Genomic DNA, 17,897 nt, shown 5'->3' on the forward strand with positions numbered 1-17,897 from the left:
GGAGTTTCCAATGTCTGAACAAGGTCTTGTTTCCGCATCCGAGGTCATGCGCCGTGTCAGATTCCGCCTCGGCGTGGCCTCGGGGGCGCGACCACCGAACGAGCCTGGCCGGCAGTTGTCGCAAATCCAGGCGCCCTCGCCGATACTGTGCGAACGTCCCGCGCTGGGCTTTGAGCAGAAGCAGCAGTATGTCGTCGGCGACTTGACACGGTTCGACGACGTGGAATTCATCGAGCATGTCTACAGGGCGCTGTTGATGCGAGAGCCTGATGAGCATGCGCGCATGTATCTGAACGACCTCCGTTCAGGTTACACGAGCAAGATTGAGATCTTGGGTGACATCCGTTTCTCAGCGGAAGGGATGGCGCGTTCCGTTCATGTCGATGGGCTGCTGATTCCGTACAAACTGCGCAAGTTCCGCCGCTTACCGGTTCTGGGTAGTGTTCTTTCCAGCCTCATGGCCTTGGTGAGGCAGCCCAAGCTCATGGATCGGATCGACGCGCATGTGGGGCAACTCGGTGGCTCCCTCTTCTTCCTTCGCAGCGATCTTTCCAGCTTGGCGCGCGATCAGGGAACGCAGATAGATTCGCTTCGGCGGGCGATGGATTCACACGCTAGCGTTTCAGATGTGCAGGTTCTGCGAGAGTCGATTCGAGAACTTGCCGGCGAACTCGCTGCGCAACGGGCCGAGGTAAAGCGGAGCGCTCGGTCCAAGGCGCGGGCCTCGGCCGTGAGCGAGAGTCTGGACCAGCTATATTCCGACTTCGAAGCCCAGTTTCGTGGTCCGCAAGAGGATATTGCTGAGCGCTTACGGCCTTATCTGCAATTTGTCGCCAACATAGGCGCGGGCGTTGAAAGCGCGCCGGTACTGGATATCGGCTGTGGCCGTGGGGAGTGGCTCAAGTTGGTAGAGGAAGCTGGTTACCGCGGCTTCGGCGTCGACATGAACGCGATTTTCGTGCAGGACTGCCGTCAGGCGGGATTGTCTGTTGAGCTGATGGACGGTTTGGAGAAGTTGCGATCCCTGCCAGATGCGAGTATCGGTTTGGTGAGCATGTTCCATCTGGCAGAGCATCTCCCCTTCGATGTGATGATCGCGATCTTTGACGAGGTACTGCGCGTCCTGGTTCCTGGTGGCGGTTTTTTGGTCGAGACCCCAAATCCGGAGAATGCGCTGGTTGCGCAGTGGTCGTTCTATATGGATCCTACGCACCGCAATCCCTTGCCGCCGGAGATGCTGCGCTGGATGGTGCAGTCGCGCGGCTTCTCGGAATCTGGAATCCATCGACTGTTCGATGCGCGCCCGGTTCTGCCGATCGAGCGGGTCGCCGAGGCTGTGCCCGGTGCGGATACCATCAACGCTCTCGTTGCGCCATGGAAGGCATCGTTCGACTACGCCGTGATGGCACGCAAGCCGGTGGCCTCGCATTGAATATCCGATTGCTCGTAACGGGGCTGAGGGGTTTCGTCGGCGGTCATGTCGCCGAGGCGATTGAAGCAGGTGTCTTCGGCGACGCCACATTGCTATCGTTGCCTGACGGACTGGACTTGCGTGATCGCCAGGCGACTGAGCGGGTGATTGCGTCAATGGCCCCCGATCATGTCCTGCATCTGGCAGGTCAGAGCTTCGTGCCGCGATCCATCCAGTCGCCCGCAGAGACCTACGAGGTCAATGTCGTCGGTACCGTGAACCTCGTCCAAGCACTCGCTTTAGGGGGGTTCAGTGGGCGCTTCCTTTACGTCAGTTCCGGTGATGTCTATGGTCGTGTGGAGGAACGTAATCTGCCGGTAGATTGCTCCACGCCGGCCAGGCCAATGAATCCCTATGCGGCGAGTAAGATCGCAGCAGAAGAGTATTGCCTACAGGAATGGCGTCGTACCGGTCTGAATCTCGTGATCGCAAGGCCGTTTAATCACATCGGCCCGCGCCAGGATGCTCGGTTCGTGGTCGCGTCTTTCGCTCAGCAACTCAGGCAGATCGCCAATGGGGAACGCGAGCCAGTCCTGAATGTGGGCGACATCGATACCACGCGTGACTTCACCGATGTTCGCGACGTGGTGCGCGCCTATGCTGCCTTGCTCGAAAGGGGAGATGCCGGTAGCCGCTACATCGTTGCATCGGGAGTCGAGCGTTCGCCGCGCCAACTTCTAGAATTAATGATCACTTTGATAGGGCTGGATGTGCGCATCGAGCAGGACCCTTCCAGGATGCGGGCGTCGGAGCAGCGTAGGATGGTCGCCGATGCTTCCAAGACAACTCATGCTTGCGGTTGGGTTCCTTCCATTTCCATCGAAACCACCCTCGAAGACATACTGAAGACGGTAAGTTACTAATGACTAGTGTAAAGAGTGCGTTGATCACCGGGGTGACTGGCCAGGATGGCGCCTATCTCGCAAAGCTGTTGCTTGAAAAGGGGTATGCCGTCAGTGGACTGCTCGCGCGTCGCAGTACTGACACCTTGTGGCGGTTGCGCGAATTGGGCATCGCTTCTGACGTTGCGTTGATCGATGGAGATGTTGCCGACATTTCCTCACTAATTCGCGCCCTTCGTCACTCGCTGGCGGACGAAGTCTACAATCTGGCTGCACAGAGCTTCGTGGGGAGTTCCTGGCAGCAGCCCGTTCTTACTGCGCAGGTCGATGGCGTGGGTGTCATCAATGTGCTTGAAGCGGTGCGTATCGCCCGCCCCGAAGCACGCTTTTATCAGGCGTCCACCAGTGAGATGTTCGGGTTGATTCAAGCCGAGCGCCAAGATGAGGCCACGCCCTTCTATCCGCGCAGCCCATATGGAGTGGCCAAGCTGATGGGTCACTGGGCGACGGTTAACTATCGCGAGAGCTTCGGCATGCACGCGTCCAGCGGTATCCTTTTCAATCACGAATCGCCACTGCGCGGCATCGAATTTGTCACACGAAAGGTTACAGACGGTGTGGCCCGTATCAAGCTGGGCAAGAGCAAAAAGCTCTTGCTCGGAAACATCGATGCAAAACGCGATTGGGGCTTTGCCGGCGATTATGTCAAAGCAATGTGGCTGATGCTTCAACAACCGCATGGCGACGACTATGTCGTCGCAACTGGGGTGACGACAACCGTGCGCGATATGTGTGAACTCGCTTTCAGTCATGTCGGGTTGGATTACCGCGATTACGTCGAAATCGATCCTCGCTTCATGCGCCCGGCGGAAGTTGATGTGTTGCTTGGCAATGCTGCCAAGGCCAACGCCAAGCTAGGTTGGCGCCCGGAGACCTCGCTGAAAGAATTGATTTCGATGATGGTGGAGGCTGATCTCCGACGCGTGGCAAGGGAATGAAGCGACTGTCTTTTAAATTGCCTTTTGCGATCTGCATTTTCCAGAAGGCGAACAATATGTCTTTCGCGTTTGATGCCGAGGTGACAACGGCCTCGATGGTAAGCTTCTCATCGACATGCGGGCGAACTGCTATTGCAACATAGTTATAAAGGCTGCTTTCCCGGAAGCGGTAATGATCTAGGCTGAATTTATTCTAATACACTGGCAATTGCTGAATCTACAAGGCAAATGGAAATGACTGATCACATGGGAACCTCGGCAATACGCCATCGTCAGGATCGCGGCGTGTCAGTGGTCGTGCTTACCTGGAACGGTCTTGAATACACCAAGCCCTGCTTGGCTAGTGTCCTCGCAAATACGGACACTAGTTGTGTCGAAGTCGTGGTCGTGGACAATGGCAGTACAGATGGGACCGTCGAGTACCTAAAACAGTTGCCGGGTATTGCCTCTATTTTCAATAATGCCAATCTGGGCTTTGTGAAAGGGAACAATGCTGCGCTAAAGCTCATTGCGCCCGATCGCGATGTGATCCTGTTGAACAACGATACCGAGATAGACGATCCAGACTGGATCGAAAAGCTGCGTCGTACCGCCTATTCCAGGGATAACGTGGGTGTGGTCGGCTGTAGGATCAAGCGTCTCGATGGCGAGGATTTTCAGCACGCCGGTACCTATATTCCGGACCGTACTTATTGGGGGCAGCAGTTCGGCTCTGGCGAGCAGGATGTCAATCAGTATCCGTACGATCGCGAGGTCGAAGGAGTGGTATTTGCCTGCGTCTATATCCGGCGGGAGCTGATGGATGCGATCGGTTTCCTCGATGAAGACTACTTTTCCTATTACGAGGATTCCGATTATTGCCTGAAGGCAAGGCGTGCTGGTTTCGCGGTCATGAACTGCGGTTCGCTCACCATCCGTCATCGTGAGCATGGTTCGACCTCTGCCAATAAGGTCAATCACAACGACATGTTCATGAAGTCGCAAGAGACCTTCCTTGGTAAATGGAAGGCGGTTCTCGATGCGCGATATCCACACAAGTTACATTTGCATTCGACTTTCTTCAATCCGGTCGGCTATGCGATGACCGCACGGCAGATCGCGCTTGGCCTTGATGCAAACGGCGTATCAGTTTCATATGAATATCTTTATGGCGAAGGCACGGTTTACCCCGTCGAAGAGCCTCGGGAGAGAAGCACTGGTGTCTATGCTTTGGAAGTCATCAAGCAGCGCAATGTTCCGAGCCAGTCCGTTCCACGGCTGATCTATGGTCAGGCCGATGCTTTTGCTACGGTACGAACGGAAGCCTATAAGATCGGTTATACCATGCTTGAAACTACCGGGGTTCCGAAGGAGTGGGTTGATGGATGCAACCTCATGGATGAACTCTGGGTGCCCAGCGAGTTCAACAAGTGGACGTTCAAGCGGTCGGGCGTGAAAGTCCCGATCAATGTGATGCCGTTGGGTCTCGTTGATACAAACTATTTCAATCCGGAAATCAGGGGGGAGCCTATCCCGGAGATTTTCACGTTCCTTTCGATCTTTGAATGGGGTGAGCGAAAGTCACCAGAGACGTTGCTACGCGCGTTCAATCGGGCGTTTCGCGTTACCGATCCAGTAGTCCTGATCTGCAAGTACTCGAATCGCGATCCCGGAGTGAATCCCTCCGCCATCGTGGCAGCGCTCAATCTGGATCCAGAGGGTGGCCGTATCGTCTATTCGGAGAACGAGAGTCCGCCTTACTACCAAGTGGCGCAATTATATCGTTCCGCCAATTGTTTCGTTCTTCCCACGCGTGGCGAAGGCTGGGGTATGCCGATACTGGAGGCGATGGCATGTGGAGTCCCCGTCATAGCCAGCTATTGGAGCGCGCAGCAGTGCTTTCTGGACGATGACAACAGCTATCCATTGCAGGTGTCATTGATTCCCGCGGAGGCGAAGTGTCCCTATTATCTTGGTTTCGAGTGGGCGCTGCCGGACGAGCAGCATTTGGTAAGTCTGCTGCGCCATGTCTATCAAAATCCCACGGAGGCAGTGGAAAAGGGGCTGCAGGCCGCACGGGATGTGGCCGACTATTGGTCGCTGGACAAGAGTGCCGATCGCATGGCGCGGAGAGTGGCTGATCTGCAAGTCGAGTCTGGCGAGAGGGTGCGCTGGTCGTCTCCGCGCAGACGCATCGGCATCGACTGCAGTCGAGCTGTCGGAGGGGAGGTGTCGGGCGTCGGTGGTTATGCCGCGACCTTGGTCAAGGGGTTGTCCGAATGGCAATTCGAACATGGCAGGGAATTTGACTTCTTGCTTTTTCCCGGCTTTGGAGGATTTACGCATCCCGACTATCAACCTGCAGCCAAATCGCCTTTCCCGGTGCGTGCGGGCTCGGGAATGACGATGTACCGCGGTCCCTTGCCGGCGTTCGGAAAAGAGGATAGCTATGTTCCGGGCATGGATCTGGTGTACTGCACTGCGAATGCGTTCCCCAAGACGATTGATAGCCCTAGCGTGATGGTGGTTCACGACACAACGTTCCTGTCGCATCCCCAGTTCCATACGCGCGAGAACATCGATCTGTGCGAGAACAACTTCAGGCGTGCGGTGGATGCCGGCAGTCATTTCGTCTCTGTGTCCGAAAGCTCCCGTCATGATCTGATGCGTCACTACGGTGTTGATGGTCGTCGTGTGACCACCATCCATAACGGTATCGACGGATCGATTTTTCACCCGGCACCTGTGGTTTTTCAACACAGCGTTCGCCAGCGCTACGGCTTGCCGGAAAAGTTCTTCCTCTTCGTAGGCTCGTTGGAGCCGCGCAAGAACCTGAAAACCCTGCTCAGTGCAATGCAACGTTGGCAAGGGAAGGAGGTGCTTGTCGTCGTCGGCGGAAGCGGCTGGCTCAACGATGAGCTGCGCAAGCTGATGGCGGCAGCCGGCAGCAAAGTGAAACTATTGGGTTACGTGCCGCGCTCTGATCTGCCTTCCCTGTACTCGCTTGCGTCTGTATTCGTTTATCCATCCCTCTATGAAGGCTTCGGCTTGCCGGTGATCGAAGCCATGGCTTGCGGGGCGCCAGTCGTCACGTCAAGCAACAGTTCGCTGGGCGAGATTGCTGCGGATGCCGCGGTCTTGCTGCAAGATCCTCTGGATGTTAAGGAAATGGAAGAGGCTTTGTTGCGTAGTTCTCAGGATGCGAGCCTGCGCGAACACCTGCGCACTGCAGGGCTTGCGAGGGCCGAGCGCTTCAGCCTTCGCGAGCAGGTCAGCAAGCACATGACTCTATTCGCACAACTTCTTGGAGGTGATCGGTGAAGAATCGTTTCTGGGTATCGGCGTCAACTGCCGTGCTAATCGCTGCGTGTAGCGGCCAACAACAGTCTTCCAGTGCTGATATCTCTATCGGCACGAGGCAGGCGGCCAAAGCGACGTTCGCCACGGAGGCTGACCGTCCATTGATTTCCGTCCCGCCTGGGTTGGTTGACGCCAGGCCTTCCGAGCATGTTTCCTGTTATGCCGATGTCGTTGAAGGAGCTGAAAGGACAAGTTCCGGTTGGCAAGTCGCCGCTGACACCGCGCGCCTCTCGGGTTGGGCTGTCGATGCGGACCATAAGCAGCAGCCGCCAGCAGTTCTGGTGCTGAAAGGGGGGGCAGGGACCTTTGTCTTCAAGGCGTCTCGAACGGTGCGCGATGATGTGAGCAACGCAGAACAGTTCAAGTCGGTGTCGCCAGTCCTGCCTGGCATCGCGGTGTCGATGCTTTTGAATGCGGTTCCTGCTGGAACCTACCAGTTGGCGTTGACGGTGGGAGAGGGGGACGCAGCGCATAGTTGCGAACTCGGTGAAGCCAATCGCCTAGTGATCCGCTGAACATCGGTTCGGGTCCTTTGGGCATAGTAAATGCTCAATGGACTGCCAGGGCCTTGTCTGGCACCTAAGGCCTTGGGTCTACGTTCCGTGTTGAGCCTCTAGAGCAGCAAGCACCTTAGGTCGTCATCTGAACTATGATCTTGAAATGTCTAGGAACCCCTGGGCGATTCAATTATCATTCGAAGCGTGGTAGGGGCGCCCGGAAGTCGAGGCGCTTCGTACCAGCACAAGGAAAAGCATGCATACTAACGATAGTCGGGTACTCGTCACCGGCGGCGCAGGTTTCTTGGGTTCGCATCTGTGCGACCGGCTGATTGCGGCCGGGCACGATGTCCTTTGCGTAGACAACTTCTACACTGGGCGCAAGGCCAATGTGGCTGGCCTGCTCCCAAGTCCTCGGTTCGAGTTGATGCGTCACGATGTGACGTTCCCGCTCTATGTCGAGGTGGATCGCATCTTCAATCTGGCCTGCCCCGCGTCACCGATACACTATCAGGCAGATCCGGTGCAGACGACCAAGACCAGCGTTCATGGTGCGATCAACATGTTGGGCTTGGCTAAGCGTGTCGGTGCCCGAATTCTGCAGGCGAGCACTAGCGAGGTGTACGGCGACCCGGAGATCCATCCGCAGGTCGAGGGCTATTGGGGCCGCGTTAACCCGGTGGGAATCCGTAGCTGCTACGACGAGGGCAAGCGCTGCGCCGAGACCTTGTTCTTCGATTACTGGCGCCAGCACCGTCTCGAAATCAAGGTCATGCGCATCTTCAATACCTATGGTCCGCGCATGCATCCCAATGATGGTCGTGTGGTCAGCAACTTCATCGTGCAGGCGCTGCGAGGCGAGCCAATCACGATTTATGGAGAAGGCACGCAGACGCGGAGCTTCTGCTACGTCGATGATTTGATCGAGGGCATGCTGCGCCTGATGGAAAGCGATCCTTCGTTCACCGGGCCGATCAATATCGGCAATCCCCGCGAGTTCACCATGCTGCAGCTTGCCGAGACGGTGCTGCGCCTAGTTGGTGGCAAGTCGAAGCTCGTTTTTGAGCCGTTGCCATCGGATGACCCCAGACAACGTCAGCCGGATATTAGCCTGGCCAAGGATAAGCTAGACTGGCAGCCGAAGGTGACGCTGGAGGATGGTCTTAAGGAAACTATCGCCTACTTCCGTAGCCGCTTGGAGCAGTGACGGTGGCGGGAGAAGCGTTTGTCGTCGTGATGCCAGTCTACGAGGATGTCGAGGCTTCTGGACGCTTGTTTCAGCAGCTCGCGCGAGTGTGCTCGTCCTCGGCCTATATTGTTGCGGTGGATGATGGTTCGGTCCGGCAACCCCTGGATCCGGCGGCGATCGCCGCTGCGGGGCTGGATGGTGTCGTGATTAAGCTCAAGCGCAATGTCGGGCATCAGCGTGCTATTGCCGTCGGCCTCAGTTACGTGGCAGAGCACTTCGGTGACGACCAGCGTGTGGTCGTGATGGACTCCGATGGTGAGGACATGCCTGAAACCATATCCGAACTCATGATGGGCCTGGATTCGCCCGAAGTGGACGTAGTGGTGGCCACTCGCAAGAGCCGGGTAGAGACACTGCGATTCCGCGCGTTCTACGTGGTCTATAAGTGGCTGTTCGCCATGCTCACTGGCCATAAGATCAGCTTCGGCAACTTCATGGCAGCCAAGATGCCCGCGGTGCGGCGTCTGGCCGTCATGCAGGAGCTTTGGACCCACATCGCGGCCTGCGTACTCAGCTCGAAGCTGCGAGTGGCGACTTGCGCGCTGGACCGTGGCCCACGCTACGCCGGTCGTAGCAAGATGAATTTCGTCGGCTTGGCATTGCATGGGTTTCGTGCACTGATGGTTTTCGCTGAGGATGTACTGGTAAGGGTTGGCATCGCTTGCACGTTGGTGGCGGCGCTTTCGGTCGCCGGCGGGGTGCTGGCGCTGGTGCTTAAGGCTATCGGCTTTGCAACGCCTGGCTGGTTCTCGCTAGCGACGGGCATTCTTTTGCTGGTATTCCTGCAGACCGCGGCATTGACCCTGATCACCCTGATGCTGTCGGGCATGATCCGTAGCGGCGGTGTGTTGGTGCCTGGCAATTATCACGCGTTCGTCCAAGAGGTCAGGCATGCCCGTCCGCGCTGACACGGCGCGGGGCAGTCAGCTTGTTCGTTATCTGATCAACGGCGTGCTTGCCACAGTAGTCCACTTCTCGGTGTTGAAATTCAACCTGGAAGTGGTCGGCATGGCGTCGGCAGGCTTGGCCAACGGCGTCGCTGCAGTCTTTGGTATCGCTGCCTCGTTCATTGGCAGCCGCTATTTCGTCTTCAGAAACAGTGGCGGCCGCTTGCTACATCAGGGCATCCTGTTTCTGCTGGTCTACGCATGCATCGCTGTACTGCATGCGCTAGTGATGTATGTTTGGGCCGATCGGCTTAAGTTTGACTATCGAATAGGGTTCCTATTGGCTACCGGCATGCAAATGGTTTTCAGTTTTCTGGCCAACAAATTCATGGTATTCAAGTGAACAAGATCCTGCGGGCGTTTCTCGCGACCGTCATCTTTATCGTGGTCCTGTTGCTGACCTACTACATCCACATGCGCTATCTCCAAGTGAATGTGGTGTTTTATGCCAGTATTCTTGACGCGTTCATTGCAATGGCGGTCGTGACGGGCGGTTTGGCGTTGTTGCGCTGGTTTCGCGACTTCTCGCGTCTTGAGTTTTTGCAGCTTTTGTTGATCTGGATGCTTGGTGGCTATGTCTTCGCGATTTCTGTGCCGACGGTGATCGACCGATCATTGTCTTTTTACATTCTCGAAAAGCTTCAGCAACGCGGCGGCGGCATCCGCGAAGATGCGTTCAAACAGATATTCACGGACGAGTATGTGCGCGAGTACCACTTGGTTGACGTGCGTCTTACTGAGCAGCTCGAGTCGGGGACCATTGAAATTCATGATGGTTGCGTACGCTTGACTGAGCGTGGCGAGCGACTCGCAAGCTTCAGCGGGTTCTATCGCCGGAATCTTCTACCAACCCATCGTCTGCTGATGGGGAAGTACACCGACGCGCTGGTTGATCCTTTCCGCGATAGTCAGATGAGCTCCGACTATCGCTGCCAGTAGGGAGGGTATGACTATGCGCAGTAGCTCAGGCATTCGCCGCCATGCAGATGCGAAGGACCTAGAGTGGCGCTGGATGGCGCCACTCGGGATGTTGCTGCTCGGATTCATCTTGGTGCCGCTTGCGCATACTTGTCGTCTGTCCTGCGTGCCCGGCGACCTTGGGGATGCCCGTTTCAATGGCGTCATCTTGGAGCATTTCTTCCGCTGGCTGAGCGGCCACGAGCACAGTCTCATTAGTCCGACGTTTTTCTTTCCCATGCCGGGGGCGTTGACGTTTTCGGACAACCACTGGGGCACCGGCTGGCTTTACTCACTTTACCGATGGCTGGGGGCGGATCGTTATGAGGCGTTCGACCTCTTGTACCTCGGGGGGTATGTAGCGAACTTTTTCGCCTGCCACTTGGTATTGCGCAAACTCGGATACTCGCCGGTCGCCAGTGCGATTGGCGCCTTTGCTTTTAGTTTTGCCATGCCGGTCATTGCGCGGCATGGGCATGAGCAGCTTGCCTACCGTTTCTTGATTCCTGTGGCGTTGCTGCTGTGGCAACGTTTCCGGGATGATGGTTGTTGGCACTGGCTCGGATGGTTGGCCCTTGCTATCGCGGGACAGTTCTATCTCTCGATCTACCTTGGCTATTTCCTGCTACTGTTGCTTTCGGCTTGGGTACTGGCGCAGTGCATCGTTGAGCGCAGCTGGCCATGGCGTTGGTTCGTGCCGGGGTTGTCGCGTGGGCGGGCTCACAGGATGCGCGATGTCATCCTTGCATTGGCCATGGGTGCCGTCGCGCTCGCCGCAGTGGCGTGGTTGATGTATCCGTACTTGCACTACTCCAAGCTTTATGGTTTCCAGCGTTGGCCAGATGAAATCGCCTCGTTGCTGCCGCGCCTACGCAGCTATCTTCTCGCCGATGGGTCGGTAATATGGGGAGGGATGGGGGCGCGGTTCGTGGATTCGATGCCGATGCGTCACGAGCAGCAGATCTTCTTCGGTGCCGGGATTCTTGGCCTGGCGGCAGTAGGTTTGTTGCGGCCGACCTTGTCCATGCGCTGGGTCGCACTGCTATCCCTTGTGCTTCTGGTGGTCCTGACGCTGAGCGTTCGCGGTCATTCCCTGTATTTGTTGTTGGCGGGATTGCCGGGCGTCAATTCAATACGAGCGGTGGCCCGGATCGGGCTGGTTCTGGCAATGCCAATGGCAATTTTGGTGGCTACCGGCGTCGATTCAGTGCGCGAAAGAGGATCGCTCTGGGGGGTAGTGATCGCAGCATTAGTAATGATCATGGTGGCAGAATCAGCGTCCATGCGTACCCTTCATTACGATATCGAGCAACAGCGCGCCTCGATGAGCGCGTTGCGGAGGGAGTTGCCACATCCTTTGCCTGCGGATGCGATCCTCTATGTCGCAGCGAACCAGGAGCGTCCTTTCTATATGGCCGAACTGGATGGGATGGTATTGGGGCAACTTGAGTCTCGCGCGACGCTCAACGGATACTCTGGCAACGTGCCGCCAGGCTACGGGCCGGCAATCGCTAGTCCGCCGTGCGTTCAGGCGACGCGTCGTCTTCGTGCCGCTGCCTTGTTCTATGCCGAACGGTTGCATGCGTCGCTTCCTCAGGCCGCTCGCGGTCCCTTGACGGTTGCGGGCCATCCCGAATGCACGGGGATGAGCTGGGCACAACTGCCGCTTGAAGATTTTCCGCAGTTGGAACTGCGGATCATGGGTGTACAGCCCCAGGGTGACCATTACAGTGTGCAGGTTGAGCTGGAGAATCACTCGCATTATGTGCTCGATTCGGCGCCGGCCGCTCAGCCTTTGCGGTTGTCGTGGCAACAGTTGCCGGCTGGCGCGGATATAGATCCTTCTGCGTGGCGCTCGCGTGTGGAGATCGGTGATGGGTTGGATCTGGGTCCAGGCGAGATACGGAAGATCGAATTCACAGTTCCAGCCGGGGCAGCGGCAGGTCAGAGAGAGCGGCTTGCCATCACCATGGTGATCGAGGGGCGTGCGTGGTTCCACGAACTCGGTGTGCCAGTATTGATCGTGCCACTGACTGCCGCGCCGAGCCACGAATGAGGTGTCCTGCATATTGCGCGGCGAAGCTGGAGTGGATTGTGGATATTTGGAATAGGGATCACGGCGGATGAAGATTGCAATAGCAGGAACCGGCTATGTCGGGCTTTCTAACGGCGTACTTCTCGCTCGCCATCATGAAGTCGTGGCGTTGGATATTGCCGAACACAAGGTTCACATGCTCAACCAAGGGCGTTCGCCCATATCTGACGCCGAACTCGAGCAGGCGTTGAGTGGAGGGGGGCTGAATTTCCGCGCTACACTCGATCCGCGCGAAGCCTACGAAGGCGCCGACTACGTCATCATCGCCACCCCTACTAACTACGACCCCGAGACCAACTATTTCGATACCCGTTCGATTGAGGCCGTCATCCGTGATGTGCTGAAGATCAATCCGGACGCGACCATGGTGATCAAATCTACGATCCCAGTGGGTTATGTTGGCAATGTCCGGCAGAAATTCGGAGTCGATAACATCATGTTTTCGCCGGAGTTTCTCCGGGAAGGCCGTGCACTTTACGACAACCTCTATCCGTCCCGGATCATCGTCGGCGAACGCTCCTCGCGTGCGGAGACCTTTGCCGGCCTGCTGAAGCAGGGGGCTCTCAAGCAGGATGTTCCTATCTTGTTTACTGAGCCTAGCGAAGCCGAGGCGATCAAGCTTTTCGCCAATACCTATCTGGCGATGCGGGTTTCATATATAAATGAGCTGGATACCTATGCGGTCACGCATGGTTTGGACAGTCGGCAGATCATCGAAGGCATCGGCCTAGATCCGCGCATTGGGTCGCACTACAACAACCCCTCGTTCGGCTACGGCGGCTATTGCCTGCCCAAGGATACCAAGCAGCTGCTTGCTAACTATCAGAGCGTGCCGCAGAACCTGATACGTGCGATTGTAGATTCGAACACCACGCGGAAGGACTTCATCGCCGAGCACGTCCTCCGGCGAAAGCCGCGCGTGGTCGGCATCTATCGACTTATCATGAAAAATGGCTCTGACAACTTCCGTTCCTCCAGCATTCTGGGGGTGATGAAGCGTATCAAGGCCAGGGGCGTGGAGGTCATTGTCCATGAGCCTTGCCTAGAGGACGCGGAGTTCTTCCGATCACGTGTAGTCAACGACTTGGACGCCTTTAAGCGCGAAGCGGATGTGATCATCAGTAATCGCATGTCAGAATCCTTGGCCGATGTGACAGAAAAGGTTTATACCCGGGATCTGTTCGGGGACAATTAAGCCTTACATCCTGAATCTATGGTCTTCCGTTTGTCGCCTATTGGTTGCCTATTGGTAGAGCATGGATTGGCTGATTTCGGCTCGCAGTCCTCCGCATGCGCATGAGGTGACCAGTAGATCATGCTCGATGCGCTGAGTTTGGCTTCTCAAGGATCTAGGGCTTGTCATCATTTGCTGAGATAGGCGATGCTTGTCGCCCCCTCCTACATCGCCCTGCAATGAGACGTCGCTACGCCCTTCGAGACGATCAGTGGGATCGCATCCGCGATCTGCTTCCCGGCCGAGCCGGCCATGTCGGTGTGACCGCCAAGGACAATCGACTGTTCGTCGAAGCCGTGCTGTACCGCTACCGCGCCGGCATTCCCTGGCGGGACCTGCCTGAGCGCTTCGGTGATTTCCGCGTCATCCACCTACGACATACCCGCTGGAGCCGGTCAGGCGTCTGGCAACGGGTGTTCCAGGCCCTGTCAGAAGACGCGGACAACGAATACGCGATGATCGACAGCACCATCGTCCGGGCGCATCAGCACAGCGCCGGGGCAAAAGGGGGAAGCCGCAGGCCATCGGACGCAGCCGCGGCGGACTGAGCAGCAAGATCCACGCGGTGGTCGATGCGCTGGGCAATCCGGTGGCATTTCATCTGACCGCAGGCCAGGCCTCGGATCTGGAAGGTGCAGATGCCTTGTTGCCGCGATTGTCGGTCGGCGCCTTGCTCGCTGATCGAGCCTACGACGCCAGCGCACGGGTCATCGAGCCGATGCGGCGACAGGAGACGCAGATCGTCATCCCCTCCCATCCAACACGCAAGGTGCAGCGTGACTACGACCGGGTGTTGTACAGGGATCGACACCTGATCGAGAACTTCTTCGCCAGACTCAAGCAGTACCGGGCCATTGCCACCCGCTACGACAAGACAGCCTGCAACTTCCTCGGCGCGATCTACTGGATCGCCTCGGTCATTTTGCTAAATTGATGACAGGCCCTAGAGTCGGTTGGCAAGTGCATCGGTGCGGGATTCTGACGTGAGCTCCCCGGTCAACATGTAGGCTGCTGGTGCTCAATGTTTATGAACACCAGCAGCATACCCTCGAGTGATCTTCAACGCACTCAAAGTTCCATCCATTGCCTGTGATGGGAACTCGTTTGCAAGTTGACCGTTCGTCAAATGGGAATGGGCGATGCGCCTGTGTTGCTTAAGCCAGTGCCGCTTCTAACTGCGGCAGCAGCGTGAACAAATCTCCCACCAGCCCGATATCTGCGATCTCGAAGATCGGCGATTCCGGATCCTTGTTGATCGCGACGATGGTGCCGGCGTCCTTGATCCCGGTCAGGTGCTGGATCGCACCCGAGATGCCGACGGCCACGTACAGGTCCGGGGCGATGATCTTGCCGGTCTGGCCGACCTGCAGTTCATTGGGCACGTAGCCGGCATCCACTGCCGCGCGCGAGGCGCCAACCGCGGCGCCGAGCTTGTCGGCCAGCTTGTAGATGACCTGGAAGTTCTCCGCCGAGCCCACGCCGCGGCCGCCGGAGACCACGCGCTTGGCGCTCTGCAGGTCGGGCCGGTCGGACTTGCCCGCAGCCAGGCCGACGAAGCGGGTGTGGCTCGGCAGCGTCGCGCTGACGCTGGCCGCTTCGATTGCGGCGCTGCCGCCCTGTGCCGCTTCCGGCCACGAGGCGCTGCGCACGGTGGCGACCACGGTCTGGTCGGCGGGCGCATGCACGCTGATGATCGCGTTGCCGGCGTAGATCGGGCGCTTGAAGGCATAGTCGCCATCGACGGCCATCAGGTCGGAGATCTGGTTGACCCCGAGCAGCGCGGCGACCACCGGCATCAGGTCCTTGCCGAACGTGGTGGACGGGCCAAACACGTGGCTGTAACCCTGCGCCAGTTGCGCGATCTGCGGCCCCAGCACCTGCGCGATGGCGTGTTCGTTGGCCGGGTTGGCGACGGTGAGCACGCGGCTCACGCCAGCGATCTGCGCGGCCTGCGCGGCGACGGCGGCCGGGTCGGCGGCCAACACCACGATGTCGATGGTTTCCGGGGACAGCGCCTGCGCGGCGCTGACGGTCTTGGCGGTGGCCGCGTTGAGCTGGCCGTTCAGGTGTTCGGCGACGACGAGGATGTTAGACATCAGAGTGTCCTTTCAAACATGGGGCTCTTGGGGGATGCAGGCTTCGGCATTGAGAAGTCCGGCCATGGATGGCCGGGCTCTTGATCAGGGATGATCACAAAAGCCCCTTCTGCTTGAGTGCGGCCACCAGTTCGGCGGCGTCCTTGACCATCACGCCGCGGCTGCGCTTGGGCGGCGGGGCGTAGTGGGTGGTGGCGAGGCTGTCGTTGGACTCCACACCCAGGTCGGCGAACGCCAGGGTCTGCAGCGGCTTGCTCTTGGCCTTCATGATGTCCGGCAGCTTGATGAAGCGCGGTTCGTTCAGGCGCAGATCGGTGGTCACCACCGCCGGCAGGTCCACTTCCAGCGTCTCAAGGCCGGCATCGACCTCGCGGGTCACCGTGGCCTTGCCGTCGGCGACCACCAACTTGCCGGCGAAGGTCGCCTGCGGGCGGCCCCACAGCGTGGCCAGCATCTGCCCGGTCTGGTTGGCGTCGTCGTCGATGGCCTGCTTGCCCAGGATCACCAGGTCCGGCTGCTCCTGCTCGACCAGTTTGAGCAAGGTGCGGGCCGCGGTCAGCGGCTGGATCGCGGCATCGGTGACGACGTGAATGGCGCGGTTGGCGCCCATCGCCAGGCCGTTGCGCAGGTGCGCGGCGGCATCGGCCGGGGCCAGGGTGACCACCACGACCTCGCTGGCGATGCCGGCATCGCGCAGGCGCAGCGCCTCTTCCAGGGCGATTTCGTCGAACGGATTGGGGGACAGCTTGACGCCCTCGGTCACGACGCCGGAGCCGTCCGGCTTGACCTGGATGCGGACGTTGTAGTCCACCACGCGCTTGTAGGCGACGAGGATTTTCATCTTGTACGAGATCCTTCAGCAGTGCGGGAAGGCCCGGCCGCGGCGGCTGGCACGGGGCAGTCGGTGGATTCTAACCGGCGGCGGTGGACCATGCGAGGGCGTATGGTGGACGGCTTGCCGCTGTCGGCTCCGCCTGAATCAGCGGCGGTGGCAGAGGCGATCATCTCTGGCAAAGCGTATATCCTGTGAGGTTTGAATAGCGGAGCGCCTTGCGGCGCCCGATCAGGAGGCGTCACAGTGGCTACTTGGCTTGTAACCGGCGGTGCCGGGTTCATCGGCGGCAATTTCGTGCTGGAAGCGGTGTCGCGCGGCGTCCGCGTGATCAATCTCGATGCGCTGACCTACGCCGGCAATCTGAACACGTTGGCCTCGCTGGAAGGCAATCCCGACCACGTCTTCGTGCACGGCGATATCGGCGACCGCGATCTGGTGACGCAACTGCTGCGCGAGCACCAGCCCGACGCGGTACTGAACTTCGCCGCCGAGAGCCATGTGGACCGCTCCATCGACGGCCCCGGCGCCTTCATCCAGACCAACGTGGTCGGCACCCTGGGCCTGCTGGAAGCGGTGCGCGACCACTGGAAGGCGCTGCCGGAGGGGCCGCGCGCCGCGTTCCGCTTCCTGCACGTGTCCACCGACGAGGTCTACGGCACGCTGGGCGAGACCGGCAAGTTCTCCGAGACCACGCCGTACGCGCCCAATTCGCCGTACTCGGCCTCCAAGGCCGCCTCCGATCACCTGGTGCGCGCGTTCCACCACACCTACGGCCTGCCGGTGCTGACCACCAACTGTTCCAACAATTACGGCCCGTACCACTTCCCGGAAAAGCTCGTGCCGCTGGTGATCGCCAAGGCGCTGGCCGGCGAACCGTTGCCGGTCTACGGCGACGGCAAGCAGGTGCGCGACTGGCTGTTCGTCGGCGACCATTGCGCGGCGATCCGCACCGTGCTGGCCAATGGCCGGGTCGGCGAGACCTACAACGTCGGCGGCAACTCCGAGAAGCAGAACGTCGAGGTGGTGCAGGCGATCTGCGCGCTGCTCGATGCGCGCCGCCCGCGCGCCGACGGCCAGCCGCGCGCCAGCCAGATCACCCATGTCGCCGACCGCCCCGGCCACGACCGGCGCTACGCGATCGATGCGTCCAAGCTGAAGAACGAGTTGGGCTGGGAGCCGCAGTACAGCTTCGAGCAGGGCATCGCCATCACCGTGGACTGGTACCTGGCCAACCAGGCCTGGGTGCAGGGCGTGCTCGACGGCAGCTACCGGCTGGAACGCATCGGCACGGCGGCATAACGCGAGTCCCTCGCAAGAGCCCGCACATCGATGTGCGG

General features: G+C 58.8%; 14 protein-coding genes and 1 pseudogene. 13 read left to right on the forward strand and 2 right to left on the reverse strand.

Features of this window, described 5'->3' with window-relative positions:
* Positions 1-10: 10 nt before the first annotated feature.
* The 12 genes and pseudogenes from NRY95_03445 (at position 11) to NRY95_03500 (ending at position 14,563) form a co-directional block, all read left to right on the forward strand.
* A complete protein-coding gene (locus NRY95_03445) occupies positions 11-1,432 on the forward strand; it encodes a methyltransferase domain-containing protein (GenBank protein ID UYC17038.1) in 1,422 nt (473 codons plus the stop codon).
* A complete protein-coding gene (locus NRY95_03450) occupies positions 1,375-2,334 on the forward strand; it encodes a GDP-mannose 4,6-dehydratase (GenBank protein UYC17039.1) in 960 nt (319 codons plus the stop codon). Before NRY95_03445 ends, NRY95_03450 begins: the two co-directional genes overlap by 58 nt.
* Entirely contained in the window at positions 2,334-3,311 is a 978-nt protein-coding gene (locus NRY95_03455; GenBank protein UYC17040.1) for a GDP-mannose 4,6-dehydratase, read from the forward strand. The genes NRY95_03450 and NRY95_03455 overlap by 1 nt, the downstream gene beginning before the upstream one ends.
* 234 nt (positions 3,312-3,545) lie before the next feature.
* A complete protein-coding gene (locus NRY95_03460) occupies positions 3,546-6,611 on the forward strand; it encodes a glycosyltransferase (GenBank protein ID UYC17041.1) in 3,066 nt (1,021 codons plus the stop codon).
* Positions 6,608-7,165 (forward strand): hypothetical protein, encoded by a 558-nt coding sequence (locus NRY95_03465; protein UYC17042.1) that lies wholly within the window; start codon positions 6,608-6,610, stop codon positions 7,163-7,165. The genes NRY95_03460 and NRY95_03465 overlap by 4 nt, the downstream gene beginning before the upstream one ends.
* Before the next feature lie 238 nt (positions 7,166-7,403).
* Positions 7,404-8,354: an SDR family oxidoreductase gene (locus NRY95_03470; GenBank protein UYC17043.1), complete on the forward strand. Its 951-nt coding sequence runs from the start codon at positions 7,404-7,406 to the stop codon at positions 8,352-8,354.
* Between the two features lie 29 nt (positions 8,355-8,383).
* Positions 8,384-9,304 (forward strand): glycosyltransferase, encoded by a 921-nt coding sequence (locus tag NRY95_03475; protein ID UYC18487.1) that lies wholly within the window; start codon positions 8,384-8,386, stop codon positions 9,302-9,304.
* Positions 9,288-9,686, forward strand: a complete 399-nt coding sequence (locus NRY95_03480) for a GtrA family protein (protein UYC17044.1) — start codon at positions 9,288-9,290, stop codon at positions 9,684-9,686. Before NRY95_03475 ends, NRY95_03480 begins: the two co-directional genes overlap by 17 nt.
* A complete protein-coding gene (locus tag NRY95_03485; GenBank protein ID UYC17045.1) occupies positions 9,683-10,282 on the forward strand; it encodes a hypothetical protein in 600 nt (199 codons plus the stop codon). The genes NRY95_03480 and NRY95_03485 overlap by 4 nt, the downstream gene beginning before the upstream one ends.
* 88 nt (positions 10,283-10,370) lie before the next feature.
* On the forward strand, positions 10,371-12,356 hold the full coding sequence (locus NRY95_03490; protein ID UYC17046.1) for a hypothetical protein: 1,986 nt from the start codon (positions 10,371-10,373) through the stop codon (positions 12,354-12,356).
* A gap of 67 nt (positions 12,357-12,423) precedes the next feature.
* On the forward strand, positions 12,424-13,590 hold the full coding sequence (locus tag NRY95_03495; protein UYC17047.1) for a nucleotide sugar dehydrogenase: 1,167 nt from the start codon (positions 12,424-12,426) through the stop codon (positions 13,588-13,590).
* A 218-nt stretch (positions 13,591-13,808) separates the two neighbouring features.
* Positions 13,809-14,563 (forward strand): annotated as a pseudogene (locus NRY95_03500) (IS5 family transposase).
* Between the two features lie 220 nt (positions 14,564-14,783).
* On the opposite strand, the gene NRY95_03505 reads toward NRY95_03500, so the two are convergent.
* Positions 14,784-15,725 (reverse strand): electron transfer flavoprotein subunit alpha/FixB family protein, encoded by a 942-nt coding sequence (locus NRY95_03505; GenBank protein ID UYC17048.1) that lies wholly within the window; start codon positions 15,723-15,725, stop codon positions 14,784-14,786.
* 94 nt (positions 15,726-15,819) lie between these two features.
* Entirely contained in the window at positions 15,820-16,566 is a 747-nt protein-coding gene (locus NRY95_03510; GenBank protein ID UYC17049.1) for an electron transfer flavoprotein subunit beta/FixA family protein, read from the reverse strand.
* Positions 16,567-16,803: 237 nt separating this feature from the next.
* Between NRY95_03510 and rfbB the strand changes: the two genes are divergently transcribed.
* Positions 16,804-17,859: a dTDP-glucose 4,6-dehydratase gene (rfbB, locus tag NRY95_03515; protein ID UYC17050.1), complete on the forward strand. Its 1,056-nt coding sequence runs from the start codon at positions 16,804-16,806 to the stop codon at positions 17,857-17,859.
* Positions 17,860-17,897 lie beyond the last annotated feature (38 nt).

Origin of the sequence: Xanthomonas campestris pv. phormiicola (assembly GCA_025666215.1) — a bacterium.
Classification (GTDB): Bacteria; Pseudomonadota; Gammaproteobacteria; order Xanthomonadales; family Xanthomonadaceae; genus Xanthomonas_A; species Xanthomonas_A campestris_A.

Bases quoted from the DNA above. Each gene is read 5' to 3' on its own strand.
- NRY95_03445 (UYC17038.1), top strand. From the start codon at position 11: ATGTCTGAACAAGGTCTTGTTTCCGCATCCGAGGTCATGCGCCGTGTC.
- NRY95_03450 (UYC17039.1), top strand. From the start codon at position 1,375: ATGGAAGGCATCGTTCGACTACGCCGTGATGGCACGCAAGCCGGTGGC.
- NRY95_03455 (UYC17040.1), top strand. From the start codon at position 2,334: ATGACTAGTGTAAAGAGTGCGTTGATCACCGGGGTGACTGGCCAGGAT.
- NRY95_03460 (UYC17041.1), top strand. From the start codon at position 3,546: ATGACTGATCACATGGGAACCTCGGCAATACGCCATCGTCAGGATCGC.
- NRY95_03470 (UYC17043.1), top strand. From the start codon at position 7,404: ATGCATACTAACGATAGTCGGGTACTCGTCACCGGCGGCGCAGGTTTC.
- NRY95_03475 (UYC18487.1), top strand. From the start codon at position 8,384: ATGCCAGTCTACGAGGATGTCGAGGCTTCTGGACGCTTGTTTCAGCAG.
- NRY95_03480 (UYC17044.1), top strand. From the start codon at position 9,288: ATGCCCGTCCGCGCTGACACGGCGCGGGGCAGTCAGCTTGTTCGTTAT.
- NRY95_03490 (UYC17046.1), top strand. From the start codon at position 10,371: ATGTTGCTGCTCGGATTCATCTTGGTGCCGCTTGCGCATACTTGTCGT.
- NRY95_03495 (UYC17047.1), top strand. From the start codon at position 12,424: ATGAAGATTGCAATAGCAGGAACCGGCTATGTCGGGCTTTCTAACGGC.
- NRY95_03505 (UYC17048.1), bottom strand. From the start codon at position 15,725: ATGTCTAACATCCTCGTCGTCGCCGAACACCTGAACGGCCAGCTCAAC.
- NRY95_03510 (UYC17049.1), bottom strand. From the start codon at position 16,566: ATGAAAATCCTCGTCGCCTACAAGCGCGTGGTGGACTACAACGTCCGC.